The following is a 14,099-nucleotide window of genomic DNA, read 5'->3' as shown; positions in this document are numbered from 1 at the left end:
CTGGCAACAATCAGCAGCAACGCGCGCCGCCTTTTCCACCATAGCGCGCATCCTGCCGCTCGCGGAAAAATTCTTCATAGGTCATCGGCGTCTGATCCGGATGCGTTATGCGCATATGCTCAACATAGTTGTCGTAGTCTGGCACGCCAATCATCATTTTTGCTGCCTGTCCCAGATATTTTCCGGCTTTCGAAAGCGTATCGAACATCGTTGTCACCTGTCATCCAAACGCCCTCCCCTTGTCCTGGAGAGGGCTATTGATGAAAAAAGATTAGTGCGCGCCTTTCGCCTGCGTCACGATCTCATCCACATTTTCCGGCATCGGCTCATACGGTGTTTCATGCGCCGTCGGTTTATCAATCTTCAGAGCGGCCAGCGCCGTCTTAATAGAGAATACCGCCAGCACCACGACCACCACCATAAAGAAGATTGTTAGCCCGGCATCCAGACGGTTATTGAATACCAACTGCGCGAGCTGCGATTCGGTGTACTGCAGCGGAATATTGCCGCTGTCGATCATCGCCTGGAACTTGTTGGCAATGGCCAGGAAGCCGATTTTCGCATCCGGACTAAACGCTTTCTGCCAGCCCGCCGTCAGCGTGCAAATCAGCAGCCAGGCCGTCGGCACCAGCGCGACCCACGCATAACGCTGACGCTTCATTTTGAACAGTACCACGGCGCAAAGCATCAGCGCCATACCCGCCAGCATCTGGTTAGCGATGCCAAACAGCGGCCACAATGTGTTAATACCGCCCAACGGATCGACCACGCCCTGATGGAGGAAGTAGCCCCACGCCAGCACGCACAAGGCAGTGGCAAGCAGGTTCGCTGGCAGCGAATCGGTACGTTTCAGCCCTGGCGACACCACGCCCAACAGATCCTGCAACATAAAGCGCGCCGCACGGGTACCCGCATCCACCGCCGTCAGAATAAACAGCGCTTCAAACAGAATGGCGAAGTGATACCAGAACGCCACATCCATCATGCCGCCCAACGCGCCATGTAAAATGTAGGCCATCCCTACCGCCAGCGTTGGCGCGCCGCCTGCGCGGGAGATAATGGATTGTTCGCCGACTTCATTGGCAATCTGGTGTAGCGTATCCGGCGTGATAGCGAACCCCCAACTGCTGACCACCTGCGCAGCAGAAGCCACGACATCCGCAGTCCCCGCTGGCGCCAGTACCGCCATCGGGCTATTCATCGCAAAGTAAACGCCCGGATCGATAATACAGGCGGAGACCAGCGCCATAATAGCGACGAAAGATTCCATTAACATCCCGCCGTAGCCGATAAAACAGGCCTGGCCTTCGTTGGCCAACATCTTCGGCGTCGTGCCGGAGGAGATGAGCGCATGGAAACCGGATACCGCGCCGCAGGCGATGGTGATAAACAGGAACGGGAACAGGTCACCCGTCCAGACCGGTCCTGTACCATCAACAAATTTGGTCAGCGCTGGCATAGTCAGCGTCGGACGCATGATCAGAATCCCAACCGCCAGACCGACAATCGTACCAATTTTCAGGAAGGTAGAGAGGTAATCACGCGGCGCGAGCAGCAGCCAGACCGGCAATACCGCCGCGACAAAACCGTACCCCACCAGCATCCAGGTAAGCTGCACGCCGGTAAAGTCAAAGTACGGCGCCCAGGTTGGGCTTGCCGCCACCCATCCGCCGGAAATAATAGCGAAAATGAGAAATACCAGCCCAATGACCGACACCTCGCCGATGCGCCCCGGACGCAGATAACGCAGGTAGATGCCCATAAAAATCGCCAGTGGAATGGTGAATGCGACAGTGTACGTTCCCCACGGGCTATGGGTCAGCGCCTTCACCACGATCATCGCCAGGACGGCCAGAATGATCACCATGATCATAAAGCAGGCTACCAGCGCGATCACCCCTGCCGTCGCGCCCATCTCCTCTTTAACCAGCTCGCCAAGCGAACGTCCATCGCGCCGGGTCGAGACGAACAGCACCATAAAGTCCTGTACCGCTCCCGCCAGCACGACGCCCGCCAGTAGCCAGATCATCCCCGGCAGATAGCCCATCTGCGCCGCCAGTACCGGCCCGACCAGCGGACCAGCGCCAGCAATGGCCGCAAAATGGTGACCAAAAAGCACTTTCTTATCGGTCGGGACATAATCCAGACCATCGTTATGACGTACCGCGGGCGTCATACGCGTTGGGTCAACCGCCAGCACTTTTTTGGCGATATAGAGTCCATAAAAACGATACGCAATAAGATAGACACAGACCGACGCCACCACAATCCATAGCGCGTTGATCTGCTCCCCACGATTTAGCGCAATATAGCCCAGGGCAAACGCACCCAATACGGAGAGCGCTGTCCAGACGAGGTATTTCCCTGACTTATTCATAGTTGTTGTCCGTTTGCGTGTTCCAGAGAGATGTTACATTTTGTTTCTATAACACCTTTAGCGTAATTAACAACACAACAACATGATAAAACCGGAGCGTTACTCATTTTTTACATTACAGTGTTAACCAGATCACTTCCTTTCTTCGTTAACGCTGCAATTACATTTTGCTTTGCCAGTACTATCCCATTACTGCCGTTCCCAGGCGACAGGTGCAGCAGCGCCTTCCCTGCTCATCAAAGAGAGTAATTTCCCAGCTTTGATTCTGCCGCCCCAGATGCAGCGGCTGGCAAACGCCGCGTACTTTCCCCTGCGAGACGACGCGGTGGTGGGTGGCGTTTAACTCGGTCCCGACCACACACTGCCCGTCGCGGGTCATCAGATAACCCGCCATTGATCCTAACGTCTCCGCCAGCGCTGCCGATGCGCCGCCGTGTAGCAAGCCAAACGGTTGATGAGTGCGGGTATCGACGGGCATTTCCGCCTCCAGCACTCCATCACCCAGACGGGTGTAAACAATGCCCAGATGCGCCACCAGCGTGTTCTGACTGGTGGCGTTCAATTCATCCAGCGTTAAATGTCGTTTCCAGATCATCATCACGCTCCCAATGTTGAACCGCCGTCCACCACGATATCCTGCAAGGTAATGTGGCTGGCCAGATCGGAGGCAAGGAACAAAATGGTATTGGCTATCTCCTGCGGACGGGCGATTTTACCGAGCGGAATACCCAGTTTAAACTGTTCACCGAAACCGCGAATGCGCTGCTGTTCGGCATCCTCGCTCACCCACAATGCGCGCTGCATATCGGTGTCGGTCGAGCCAGGCGACACCACATTACAGCGCACCCCGCAGCCCGCCAGTTCCAGCCCTACGGTCAGCGCCAGACTTTTCAGCGCCGCTTTAGAGGCCCCGTAGGCGCTCATACCGATACGCGGTGTATGCGCCGCATCTGAGGCAACGGTGACAATCGCCCCACCTCGCTGACGGCGAAACTGCGCCATCGTTTGCGAAAACAGGTTAAACGCCCCGCCCACATTGACCGCAAATGTCTGTTGCCAGTCGTCGACGCTAAGCGCGTCGGTCGCTCCCATACGCAAAATACCGGCGGCGTTGACCAACACATCCAGCCGTGGTGTTTTTTGCAATATGCGCTGGCACACCTGCGCGACCTGCGCGGCATCCGCCACGTCCATAACTTCGGTAGTAAAGGGGTAATCCGCTGGCGTAAATTCACGATCGAAGCCGATTACCCGGGCTCCGGCGTCGACAAAGGCCAGCGCCGTCGCGTAGCCAATCCCTTTCCCCGCACCGGTCACCCACACCGTTTGGTCTGAAAAATCAATACCAGGCATTACTGCACCTCGCGAGAAAGCAGTGCCCACCAGGCATCAATGGTCGGATTTTTCGCCAGCATCACGAAGTCGATATCGCCGTGTACTTTACGCCAGCGCGCCGCAAGTCCCATCATTCGTACAGAGTCCAGGCCATAATCAATCAGATTTTCATCGTCCAGCGGCTCGTCGGTCTCATCCAGCAACGGCAGAATCAACGCCCGCAGCGCCGTTTTACTGGCAGGAACCGGCGCCGGCAACAGCGATTCAGTCATGACGACGCGACCTGAACGCCCCGCCACATAGTTCAGGGCCATCAGATGCTCTTCCCGGCTGAAATCCGCCAGCGCATCCGCCACCATAAACGGCTTAATGTCGCGCATAAACGCATCGGTAGCGGTGGTCATACAGCCAATATGCGCATACACGCCGGTAATGATGAGTTGATTGCGTCCGGTATCTTTTAACATCTGTTCCAGCGGCGAGCGGTGAAACGCGCTATAACGCCACTTCACCAGCACCGTATCCGCCTCATCCGGCGTTAAGGCTTCTACCACCTTCTGCTGATCCGGAGAGCGCGTCAGTCCCGGCCCCCACATATCATTGAGTAACGCGCGGTCTTCATCGCTTTGCTCTTTCGGCTGAGCGGTGTAATAGACCGGAATATGATGCTCTTTACAGTACTGGCGCAGGGCGGCGATATTGGCAATCACCAGGTCCATCATTGGACAGTTGCGGCCCCAAAAGCTGACAAAGTACTCCTGCATATCGTGGATGAGCAGCGCAGCGCGCTCCGGTTCAAATGTCCAGCTCACTTTGTTGGTCGGGATATCCAGTGCGGTAGGCAGCGCGTAAGACTGTAATTTCGGAATTGCCATCTCTCTTTCTCCTTCAGAGCGGTGAACGTGACGCCAACCGCTGGCGTAATTGTTTTTTATCGACTTTACCAACCGGCGTCAGCGGCAGTGACGCAACGCACTCTACACGATCCGGTAATTTAAATTCCGCCACTCCCTGCTCTCGCAGGAAACGGCGTACCTGTACCGCACGCAGCGGCTCTTTTACCACCAGGTATGCGCAACTTTTTTCCCCCAGTAGTTCATCTTCCATGCTGACCAGCGCCGCATGGATCACCGCCGGGTGGCGCAGTAACAAGTTTTCTATCTCTTCGGCGGCTATCTTCTCGCCGCCCCGATTGATCTGATCTTTTTCACGTCCGTGGACGGTGATGTAACCGTCTTGATCAATGGAGATCAGATCGCCGGAACAGTAAAAGCCGTTGGCGTCAAAAGCGTTGGCATTGTGTTGCGGACTGTTGAAATAGCCGCGGAAAGTATAGGGACCGCGCGTCATCAGACGGCCAATCTCGCCCGGCGGCAGAGGATTTCCGTCGGCATCCGCCACCCACACTTCGTCGTCCGGGCACATGGGTCTTCCCTGGGTATTGATAATCCGTTCCGGACTATCGTCCAGCCGGGTATAGTTCACTAACCCTTCCGCCATGCCGAAGACCTGCTGCAACTGACAACCAATTTCAGCCGGAATACGGGCGGCCAGCGTCGCGGAAAGCCGCGCGCCGCCAACCTGCAATAACCTTAATGACGCCAGTGGCGCATTGCCGCCCCACTCCTGGATAGCCTGTAGCCATAGACTGACCGCTGGCGGCACCAGCGCCGTGGCATTAATCTGGTGTTTTTCGATCAACGGAAAACAGAGGGTGGCGCTGGGATCGGTCGCCAGCACCACCGTTCCTTTGGCGAGAAAGACGCCCAGGGCACCCGGCGAACTCATGGCGTAGTTATGCGCGGCGGGAATCGCGCACAGAAAACGCGTCTCCTCGTTGAAACCGCAAATCTCATTGCTGCGGCGCACGCTGTAGTAATAGTCGTTATGGGTACGGGGAATAAGCTTTGGCGTGCCGGTAGTACCGCCGGAAAGCTGAAAGTAGGCCACCTCGTCAGCAGGTGATGGCGTGGCGGTGAAATCTTCCTCCGTCTGACGCATCGCCGCGTCCAGGCTGTGATCGCCATCGTCGTTACGCAATAATACCACCCGCACAGAGCGGTGCTCAGCCACAAACGTGTTGAGGAAGTCCTCCCCGGTGAACAGCGTATGTTGGCGATCGGCAATTACCAGCGTCGGCGCGATCTGCGTCGCATAGGCGTTAAGTTCGGTGCGTTGATGGCTAAACAGCGCCAGAACGGGCGCTACGCCAAGCTTCAACAGGGCGAAAAAGGTGATATACAGTTCCGGCACATTCCCCAGTTGCACCAGAGCGGTTTCGCCAGGTTTGATACCCTGACGGCGTAAACTGCAGGCCAGGTTATCCGCAGCCTGGTTGAGCTGGCGATAGCTGAACGCGCGCTCGCCTTCAATGACCGCCGTCTTGTCGCTGTCAGCGTGGCGGGTCAGAATATCGGTCAACGGCACGTCTTGCCAGTAGCCTTTTTCACGATAACGGCGGGCAAATTCATCCGGCCAACGGGTGAAAGGTATACGCATCATCGTTCCTTAATGCAGTCCAAAAACGTTCAACATCGTAGAGAGTTTGACGCCCGTTTCCCGCCACTCTCCGACTGGCGAAGAGGCGGGGACAATCCCGGCGCCGGCGAACAGGCGCACCTGATTACCGTGCAATTTCGCACAACGAATCGTCACTACCCACTCGCCGTTTCCTTCGGCGTCGCACCAGCCGACAATACCGCCAAACAGTTCCCGATCGAACGGTTCCAGTTCAGCGATCAGCTTTTTCGCGACCTGATGGGGGAAACCGCTTAGCGCAGGCGTCGGATGCAGCAGACAGGCCAGCGTCAGCGCGTTTTCTCCGGCGTTGGCCTTGCCCTCAAACGGCGTACCGAGATGCCATAGCGTCGGCGTGGTGATCAACTGCGGAGAGGAAGGTAATTGCAGTTCCGTGCTGCGATCGCGCAGGATCTGCTTCATCGCCTGAGTCACCAGCTCATGTTCATGGCGATCTTTTTGTGAAGCCAGCAGTCGGTTTCCCGCCTCGCGATCCAGAACGTCATCCGGCTGTCGGCGCGCTGAGCCTGCTAACGGCAGCGAACTAAACCTATCGCCCTCTTTGCGTAGCAGCAATTCGGGGCTGGCACCCAGCAGAACGCCGCCATCCGCCAGCGGCACATGGAAGTTGTAACTAACTGGATTCTGCGCAACCATCCGCTCCAGCAATGCTCCGCTATCCACCGCCATGTCAGTGGTGATATCTATCAGCCGGGAAAGCACCACTTTATCGACATCTGGCGTGGCGGTCAGCATAGCCGCGCGTGCGACCATCGCTTCAAAAGCATCCTGCTCCGGAATCGCCTTTCGCGCCGTCACCGTCAGCGATTGATGGTCGGTAAAATAACGCGCCGTGCGCTGCTTTTCCTGGCGGGAAAAGCACTGACACTCCATCGGAATAAATAGCGACGACGGCTGGCGGGTATCAAAGGGGATCGCCCCCACCAGGATAGGGTTGGCGATGCCCTGCGATTTGGCCTCGGTAAACTGCTGGCGCAATTTCTGCTGGAAAGGGCTATCCGGCGAATCCCCGGCGGCCGCAGGCTCGGTATAACGGGCGAAACACCCAGAGGTGGTAAAACTGCGATACGGCGACATGAAGAAAAAGCAGTCGGGAGCAAGCGTTGCCATTGTCTCCTGAGCGTCCTCGGTCAGTGGCATATCCATATCATCCTCCAATGATAAAGGCTTATAATAATGATTATCATTTCTATTTTTAGTGCGCTAACCTAAGAGTAAAACGTCGCTCTGTCAACTCTGGTCATGACTTAAATGGCGCTAAGGCTTGCATCTCGCTGCCGCTAACATGAAAATGAGAAGCATTAACTTTATTAATAACAGGACGCTATTGTGAGACTTCCCGCCTTTCATCGTTTGCTGCTTCTAATGGTTGGTTTATCTGTTTCAGGAATATCCTTAGCCCAGGATGCGGGTTGGCCCCGGCAAATCCAGGACAACCGCGGCGTTCATACCCTGGACCACAAGCCCGCGCGTATCGTCTCTACCAGCGTGACGTTAACAGGCTCGCTGCTGGCGATTGATGCGCCCGTCGTCGCCAGCGGTGCCACTACCCCGAATAACCGCTTTGCTGACGATCAAGGGTTTATGCGCCAGTGGAGTGACGTAGCAAAGGCTCGTCATGTCGCCCGTCTGTACATCGGCGAACCGAATGCCGAAGCAATCGCCGCGCAACTGCCGGATCTCATTTTGATTAGCGCCACTGGCGGCGATTCGGCGCTGGCGCTTTACGATCAGCTCTCCGTTATCGCGCCGACGCTCGTCATCAATTATGACGATAAAAGCTGGCAGAGTTTGCTCACTCAGCTTGGCGAGATCACCGGTCAGGAGAAACAGGCCGCCGCGCGAATAGCGAAATTTGAGGCGCAACTGACGACGGTAAAACAGCAAATCGCCCTGCCGCCTCAGCCGGTTAGCGCGCTGGTGTATACCCCTGCCGCGCATAGCGCCAATCTATGGACGCCAGAATCAGCACAGGGCAAACTATTGGTACAGTTAGGCTTTACGCTGGCAACATTGCCCCGTGGGCTGCAAACCAGCAAAAGCCAGGGTAAGCGCCACGATATCATTCAGCTTGGCGGTGAAAATCTGGCCGCCGGGTTAAACGGTGAATCTCTCTTCCTGTTTGCCGGCGACAGCAAAGATGTCGCGGCCCTTTACGCCAATCCGCTGCTGGCGCACCTGCCAGCGGTGCAAAATAAGCGCGTCTATGCGCTGGGTACGGAGACGTTCCGTCTGGATTATTACAGCGCAACGTTGCTGCTTAACCGGCTTGCCGCCCTATTTTAGCGTTGCCGGGGTCTTATCCGACCGACCAGACAGATTTTGTCGGTCGGATAAACGCGTCGTCATCAGCCAGCATCGCTAACCGGCGGCGTCTGGCGAAAACGGCGTAGCTCGCCCAGCACTAACAGCAGCAGCAAACCGATAATCACCAGTCCAAATCCACTCACGCTCGCGGAAGCGACCGGCGTCATCATTGCGCCAAAACCGCCTAACAGCGCCGCGCCGATAGCGTCTCCCGTGACGTTTTGCGCGGTCCACAGGCCGTTCATTCGCCCCAGCATATTTTCCGGCGTCTGGGTTTGCAGCAGGGTGTATTGTAATAACGAGCTGATGGCACTCAGCCAGCCAAACAGCGCCAAACAGATAACCCCCGCGATCCAGACCGGCATGATGGCGAACAGTCCCACCGCCAGAAAGGAACCGACCGTCGAAACCAGCATAATGAGTCCCGGACGAACACTATGCGCCAGTTGTCCGCTGGTTAGCGCACCAATGGCCGCCCCCAGCGGAATTGCCGCATACAGTAAACCGATTTGCGCCGCCGACATCTGCCAGCTCATCGCCAGCGCCGGATAGAGTACGCGTACCGCGCTTGCCATCGTCACCAGACCGCCAAGTAGCACAATACCGCCGATAAGCGGACTGGCGAGCAAAAAACGAAATGCCGCCAGCAACGCGATAAAAGGATTTTCCCGCGGCTGCGGAGGAACAGGCAGTCGCGGTAATGTCAGTAACGGCAGTAACGTGATAAACGTCCCGGCTGCCGCCAGCCCGTAGTTCCAGGCTACGCCGCCGCTGGCAAGCAATATGCCCCCCAACATCGGCGAAATAACCGATCCCAGACGTACCGTCAGCATGGTAATCGCACCGGCCTGCATCAGATTTTCTCTTCCGACCAGTGCTGGCGTCGCCGCCAGTAAAGCGGTCACGCCCAGAGACGCGAAAAAGCCGTCCCACAGGCCAAGAAGATATATCGCCAGCAATGACGGTTCCGGTAACAGCGCGTTCACGCACAGGCCAATAAAACCAATACCGCAAGTACCGCGCGCCAGCAGAATCACCTTTTTGCGTTCGTAACGATCGGCCAGTACGCCGCCCACCATTAAGCCAATAAACATGGCACCGCCGGTTAACGTTACCGACAGCCCCACCTGCCAGGTGGAGTACGTCATCATTTGGATCTGTACCGGAACCGCTACGCCAAGCAGCCCCAGCGAGACAATAGAAATAAATCGGGCCAGAAATACTGCGCGAAATGCAGGATGCGTCTTCAACAGGCTGAGATTGAGCAGCCAGGATTGTCGATTCATTACAACGCCTTAATGCGAGTTTTTTTAAATATCCATTCAATGGCTGCACATGCTAACATAACCAAATAAGATAGATAACGATAATTACTATCATTATCAGGGAAGTTATTATGCCATGCTCGTTTTCCGTGACGCGCGCGTTTGCCGTGCCCGGATTGTTGTTATTGCTGATTCTCGCCGCGGTTTTAAGTCTGGTCATTGGCGCGAAACCGCTGCCTGCCGCCGTCGTGCTGGACGCGTTCACCGGTGTTTGCCAAAGCGCCGATTGCACCATCGTCCTGGATGCGCGTTTGCCGCGAACACTGGCCGGATTACTGGCAGGCGGCGCTTTGGGTCTTGCCGGGGCACTCATGCAAACGCTCACCCGTAACCCGCTCGCCGATCCGGGGATTCTGGGCGTTAACAACGGCGCCAGTTTCGCCATTGTACTGGGCGCGGTGCTGTTTGGTTTCTCCACGCCGCTGCAGCAGCTTTTCATGGCATTTAGCGGCGCGCTTATCGCATCGCTGATTGTCGCCTTCACCGGCAGTCAGGGCGGCGGTCAGTTAAGCCCGGTCCGCCTGACACTGGCGGGCGTGGCGCTTGGCGCGGTACTGGAAGGACTGACCAGCGGCATCGCGCTGTTAAATCCAGAGGTCTATGACCAGCTTCGCTTCTGGCAGGCGGGATCGCTGGACATTCGCAGCCTGCAAACGTTGAAAGTCGCGCTCGCGCCCGTGGTTATAGCCGGGATCGTGGCACTATTTCTGAGCCGTACGCTGAACAGCCTGAGCCTCGGCAGTGATACCGCGACGGCGCTGGGTAGTAAAGTGGCGCGCACCCAACTTATCGGTTTACTGGCGATTACCGTCCTGTGCGGCAGCGCAACGGCGCTGGTTGGCCCTATCGCCTTTATTGGTCTGATGATGCCGCATATGGCGCGTTGGCTGGTGGGCGCCGACCACCGCTGGTCGCTGCCGGTGACGCTACTGGCGACCCCTGCTCTGCTGCTTTTCGCCGATATTATTGGACGTCTGTTGGTGCCGGGCGAACTCCGCGTATCGGTCGTCAGCGCGTTTATCGGCGCGCCGGTACTTATTTTTCTGGTACGCCGTAAATCAGGCGGAGGCGGCCTGTGATGTTTCTTTCTCGTCGGCTTATCGTAAGCTGCCTGCTTCTGGCGGCAGGCTGCCTGGCCATTGGCTTATGGAGTTTGCAACGCGGCGCCGTGCCTCTTGATACCGGGCAGATTATTGCCGCGCTGCTGGGCGACGCGCCGCGTAACATCACCCTTGTCGTAACCGAATGGCGGCTACCGCGCGTATTAATGGCGCTGCTGATTGGCGCTGCGCTTGGCGTCAGCGGAGCGATTTTCCAGTCGTTGATGCGTAACCCGCTAGGCAGCCCTGATGTGATGGGCTTTAATACCGGCGCCTGGAGCGGCGTACTGGTCGCAATGGTCCTGTTTGGCCAGCATCTTACCGCGATCGCGCTGGCGGCAATGGCAGGCGGTATCGTCACGTCATTGATTGTCTGGCTGCTGGCCTGGCGTAACGGGATTGAAACCTTCCGGCTGATTATCATCGGTATCGGCATCCGCGCTATGCTGGTCGCCTTTAATACCTGGCTTCTGTTGCAGGCATCGCTGGAAACGGCGCTCACCGCCGGCTTATGGAACGCCGGGTCGCTCAACGGTCTGACATGGGCGAAAACCTGGCCTTCGGCGCCGCTGATTATTGTGATGCTGACAGGCGCCGCGCTACTGGTACGTCGCATGCGGCTGCTGGAGATGGGCGATGACAGCGCCTGCGCGCTGGGTGTTAGCGTGGAACGGTCACGCCTGATGATGATGCTGGTGGCGGTGGCTCTCACCGCCGCCGCAACGGCGCTGGCTGGCCCCATCTCGTTTATCGCCCTTGTCGCGCCGCACATCGCCCGCCGCCTTAGCGGCACAGCTCGCTGGGGATTAACCCAGTCGGCGCTGTGTGGCGCCTTATTACTACTGGCCGCCGATGCGTGCGCGCAGCAACTGTTTATGCCTTATCAGCTTCCGGTGGGCGTGGTCACCGTCAGCCTCGGCGGTATTTACCTTATCGTCTTGTTAATTCAGGAGTCCCGCAAAAAATGACCGAATCCGTAGCCCGTTTGCGCGGCGACCAGTTAACTCTGGGTTATGGCAGCTATACCGTCGCAAAAAACCTTAACGTTTCGATTCCGGACGGCCATTTTACCGCCATCATCGGCCCTAACGGCTGCGGCAAGTCAACTCTGCTACGCACGCTAAGCCGTCTAATGACGCCCATTGACGGCCATGTCTGGCTGGATGGCGAACAAATACAGCGTTACGCCAGTAAAGAGGTGGCGCGGCGAATCGGTTTGCTGGCGCAAAACGCCACCACGCCGGGCGATATCACCGTACAAGAGCTGGTCGCCAGGGGGCGTTATCCACATCAGCCCTTATTTACCCGCTGGCGTAAGGAAGATGCCGACGCCGTCGCTAATGCCATGCGTGCAACGGGTATCACTTCACTGGCGACGCAAAGCGTAGATACTCTGTCCGGTGGCCAACGCCAGCGGGCGTGGATAGCCATGGTGCTGGCGCAGGAAACGTCCATCATGCTGCTGGATGAGCCGACGACGTGGCTGGATATTAGCCATCAAATTGATTTGCTGGAATTGTTAAGCGATCTCAACCGCGAAAAAGGCTATACGCTCGCCGCCGTCCTGCACGACCTGAATCAGGCTTGCCGATACGCCACCCATTTGATTGCATTACGCGAAGGTAACATTGTGGCGCAGGGTGCGCCGAAAGAGATTGTTACCGCGGAGCTTATCGAAAAAATCTATGGCCTGCGCTGTATGATTATCGACGATCCGGTTGCCGGTACGCCGCTGGTTGTACCGCTGGGGCGGCAATAGTCACCCACACATATGAAAAAGCCGGATAATCGCTATCCGGCTTTTTGGTGTAAATCAGACTAACCGTTCATCTATCGCCAGCGCGTTTTCCATTTTACGCGAGACCATCGCATGACGCAGTAATACGCCGCCACAGGCTATCATACCGCCAATTAGCGCCGCCAGGATAATAATGATCGCTTTACCCGGGCCATCCTTTTTCACTGGCAGAGACGGCGACAGTTGATATTTAAACGGGGTAAACGTCACGTCGCTCACATTCATTGCCACCAGTTGTTCAACATGGTATTGACGGTTACGCAAATCACCGTTGATCTCGGCTATGTCCGTTACCCCTTTTTCAATTTCCAGTTTGCGGGAAATACCATCCGCGCCGAGGGAAATAGAGAAATCCGGATCATCTTTTACCGCCTGGCCATTGCTGTAAACCGGTTTCTTAATTCCGGCGGCATTGGCTATTTCCAGCGAATAATGAAGACGTTGAATATTGGCATCAAGTTGATTTTTGAGGCGTACCCGATCCATCGCCAGCTTTTCCTGCTCATAGCGGGTTTTGATTTCCAACTGGTTACGAATATTTTCCAGCGTCTCTTTCACGACGATAGCAGAGATGTACTGAATATAGCCAGCCAGCACCTTTTGCGCTTCTTCCCGCGTCGGTGCGGTAAAACTCAACGTCCACGACGTGAATAACGACGTTTCATTTTTCTTGCCGACATTGCTGTCCACCGCTTTCATTTTTTCGCTCAGCGCGACAATCGCCCGATGAAGATCCTGCTCGTCTATTTTCGCACCTTTTAATTGATCCATGACATACGGAGAAGAACGAAGATATTCTTCCAGCAGCAACAGCGAGCTAAACTTTTTAATGAACAGATTAAATACACCGCCCCGATCAACGCTTACATCCATATCCAACACGCGCAGCGTGGTCAACGTTCTCTCCAGTCCCTGCCACTGTATCGATTCCGCCGGTGTGATAATTGCCTGGCTGGTCCATTTTTGCGGCAGCAGAAAGGACAGGAGCAACCCCATACACGCGAAGGCAAAAACGGTAACAAGAATACGACGCTTCGCCTGCCATAACACATCCATAAGGCTAAACAAATCGATTTCATGACTGTTGGCGGGCGGCAGTGGGTAACCTGCAAATTGCTGATTTTTTTCTTGATTTATATTAAGAGATGACATGCCGTATGACCTGAAAACTTTATCTAATGAAAAAACACCTTCCTGTTGGAGATTCTAACAGTAAGTAAGAATTATCTGAAACAATCTTTGCACGCCAGCGTCAGAAAAGCACAATACTCGGAATTGAACTTGCCTGCAGCATGTATCACTTATGTTAAATGAATTAA

General features: G+C 55.9%; 13 protein-coding genes. 4 read left to right on the top strand and 9 right to left on the bottom strand.

Annotated features, from left to right (window positions below; genetic code table 11):
- Positions 1 to 10 precede the first annotated feature (10 nt).
- The 7 genes from F4V72_RS12700 to entC form a co-directional block, all read right to left on the bottom strand.
- Complete coding sequence (locus F4V72_RS12700; RefSeq protein WP_000460619.1) at positions 11 to 208, bottom strand: YbdD/YjiX family protein; 198 nt, start codon at positions 206 to 208, stop codon at positions 11 to 13.
- A gap of 63 nt (positions 209 to 271) precedes the next feature.
- Positions 272 to 2,377, bottom strand: a complete 2,106-nt coding sequence (gene cstA / locus F4V72_RS12695) for a pyruvate/proton symporter CstA (RefSeq protein ID WP_023246786.1) — start codon at positions 2,375 to 2,377, stop codon at positions 272 to 274.
- Positions 2,378 to 2,558: 181 nt separating this feature from the next.
- Positions 2,559 to 2,972: a proofreading thioesterase EntH gene (entH, locus tag F4V72_RS12690; protein ID WP_023246785.1), complete on the bottom strand. Its 414-nt coding sequence runs from the start codon at positions 2,970 to 2,972 to the stop codon at positions 2,559 to 2,561.
- 2 nt (positions 2,973 to 2,974) lie between these two features.
- Positions 2,975 to 3,730 carry a 2,3-dihydro-2,3-dihydroxybenzoate dehydrogenase EntA gene (entA, locus tag F4V72_RS12685; RefSeq protein WP_023246784.1) on the bottom strand — a complete coding sequence of 252 codons (756 nt, stop codon included), beginning with the start codon at positions 3,728 to 3,730 and terminating at the stop codon, positions 2,975 to 2,977.
- Entirely contained in the window at positions 3,730 to 4,587 is an 858-nt protein-coding gene (locus F4V72_RS12680) for an isochorismatase (RefSeq protein ID WP_053529305.1), read from the bottom strand. The genes entA and F4V72_RS12680 overlap by 1 nt, the downstream gene beginning before the upstream one ends.
- Positions 4,588 to 4,600: 13 nt before the next feature.
- Positions 4,601 to 6,211, bottom strand: a complete 1,611-nt coding sequence (gene entE, locus F4V72_RS12675; RefSeq protein WP_053529304.1) for a (2,3-dihydroxybenzoyl)adenylate synthase EntE — start codon at positions 6,209 to 6,211, stop codon at positions 4,601 to 4,603.
- A 9-nt stretch (positions 6,212 to 6,220) separates the two neighbouring features.
- A complete protein-coding gene (entC, locus tag F4V72_RS12670) occupies positions 6,221 to 7,396 on the bottom strand; it encodes an isochorismate synthase EntC (protein WP_136058413.1) in 1,176 nt (391 codons plus the stop codon).
- Between the two features lie 219 nt (positions 7,397 to 7,615).
- Here entC and fepB point away from each other — a divergent pair, with 219 nt between their 5' ends.
- A complete protein-coding gene (fepB, locus tag F4V72_RS12665; RefSeq protein ID WP_264165272.1) occupies positions 7,616 to 8,536 on the top strand; it encodes a Fe2+-enterobactin ABC transporter substrate-binding protein in 921 nt (306 codons plus the stop codon).
- A 62-nt stretch (positions 8,537 to 8,598) separates the two neighbouring features.
- On the opposite strand, the gene entS is transcribed toward fepB, so the two are convergent.
- Positions 8,599 to 9,843, bottom strand: coding sequence for an enterobactin transporter EntS (gene entS / locus F4V72_RS12660; protein WP_136058414.1), 1,245 nt, complete (start codon positions 9,841 to 9,843; stop codon positions 8,599 to 8,601).
- A 110-nt stretch (positions 9,844 to 9,953) separates the two neighbouring features.
- On the opposite strand from entS, the gene fepD reads away from it, so the two are divergent.
- Genes fepD through fepC form a run of 3 tightly spaced genes read left to right on the top strand, consistent with a single transcriptional unit; the run spans position 9,954 to position 12,741 of the window.
- Complete coding sequence (fepD, locus tag F4V72_RS12655) at positions 9,954 to 10,961, top strand: Fe(3+)-siderophore ABC transporter permease (protein ID WP_053529301.1); 1,008 nt, start codon at positions 9,954 to 9,956, stop codon at positions 10,959 to 10,961.
- Positions 10,961 to 11,950, top strand: coding sequence for an iron-enterobactin ABC transporter permease (fepG, locus tag F4V72_RS12650; protein WP_072162034.1), 990 nt, complete (start codon positions 10,961 to 10,963; stop codon positions 11,948 to 11,950). Before fepD ends, fepG begins: the two co-directional genes overlap by 1 nt.
- Entirely contained in the window at positions 11,947 to 12,741 is a 795-nt protein-coding gene (gene fepC, locus F4V72_RS12645; protein WP_000140616.1) for an iron-enterobactin ABC transporter ATP-binding protein, read from the top strand. Before fepG ends, fepC begins: the two co-directional genes overlap by 4 nt.
- A gap of 54 nt (positions 12,742 to 12,795) precedes the next feature.
- Here the strand turns inward: fepC and wzz(fepE) are convergent, their stop codons facing one another.
- Positions 12,796 to 13,932, bottom strand: a complete 1,137-nt coding sequence (wzz(fepE), locus tag F4V72_RS12640; RefSeq protein WP_070803499.1) for an LPS O-antigen length regulator Wzz(fepE) — start codon at positions 13,930 to 13,932, stop codon at positions 12,796 to 12,798.
- Positions 13,933 to 14,099 lie beyond the last annotated feature (167 nt).

This window comes from Salmonella enterica subsp. diarizonae (assembly GCF_008692785.1).
GTDB classification, from domain to species: Bacteria; Pseudomonadota; Gammaproteobacteria; order Enterobacterales; family Enterobacteriaceae; genus Salmonella; species Salmonella diarizonae.
The sequence above is the reverse complement of the archived record's forward strand: the minus strand, read 5'-3'. Positions and strand labels throughout refer to the sequence as shown.

What these genes read in the sequence shown, in the direction of transcription:
- F4V72_RS12700 (WP_000460619.1), bottom strand. Translation starts at nt 208, where the DNA reads ATGTTCGATACGCTTTCGAAAGCCGGAAAATATCTGGGACAGGCAGCA.
- cstA (WP_023246786.1), bottom strand. Translation starts at nt 2,377, where the DNA reads ATGAATAAGTCAGGGAAATACCTCGTCTGGACAGCGCTCTCCGTATTG.
- entH (WP_023246785.1), bottom strand. Translation starts at nt 2,972, where the DNA reads ATGATCTGGAAACGACATTTAACGCTGGATGAATTGAACGCCACCAGT.
- entA (WP_023246784.1), bottom strand. Translation starts at nt 3,730, where the DNA reads ATGCCTGGTATTGATTTTTCAGACCAAACGGTGTGGGTGACCGGTGCG.
- F4V72_RS12680 (WP_053529305.1), bottom strand. Translation starts at nt 4,587, where the DNA reads ATGGCAATTCCGAAATTACAGTCTTACGCGCTGCCTACCGCACTGGAT.
- entE (WP_053529304.1), bottom strand. Translation starts at nt 6,211, where the DNA reads ATGCGTATACCTTTCACCCGTTGGCCGGATGAATTTGCCCGCCGTTAT.
- entC (WP_136058413.1), bottom strand. Translation starts at nt 7,396, where the DNA reads ATGGATATGCCACTGACCGAGGACGCTCAGGAGACAATGGCAACGCTT.
- fepB (WP_264165272.1), top strand. Translation starts at nt 7,616, where the DNA reads ATGGTTGGTTTATCTGTTTCAGGAATATCCTTAGCCCAGGATGCGGGT.
- entS (WP_136058414.1), bottom strand. Translation starts at nt 9,843, where the DNA reads ATGAATCGACAATCCTGGCTGCTCAATCTCAGCCTGTTGAAGACGCAT.
- fepD (WP_053529301.1), top strand. Translation starts at nt 9,954, where the DNA reads ATGCCATGCTCGTTTTCCGTGACGCGCGCGTTTGCCGTGCCCGGATTG.
- fepG (WP_072162034.1), top strand. Translation starts at nt 10,961, where the DNA reads ATGTTTCTTTCTCGTCGGCTTATCGTAAGCTGCCTGCTTCTGGCGGCA.
- fepC (WP_000140616.1), top strand. Translation starts at nt 11,947, where the DNA reads ATGACCGAATCCGTAGCCCGTTTGCGCGGCGACCAGTTAACTCTGGGT.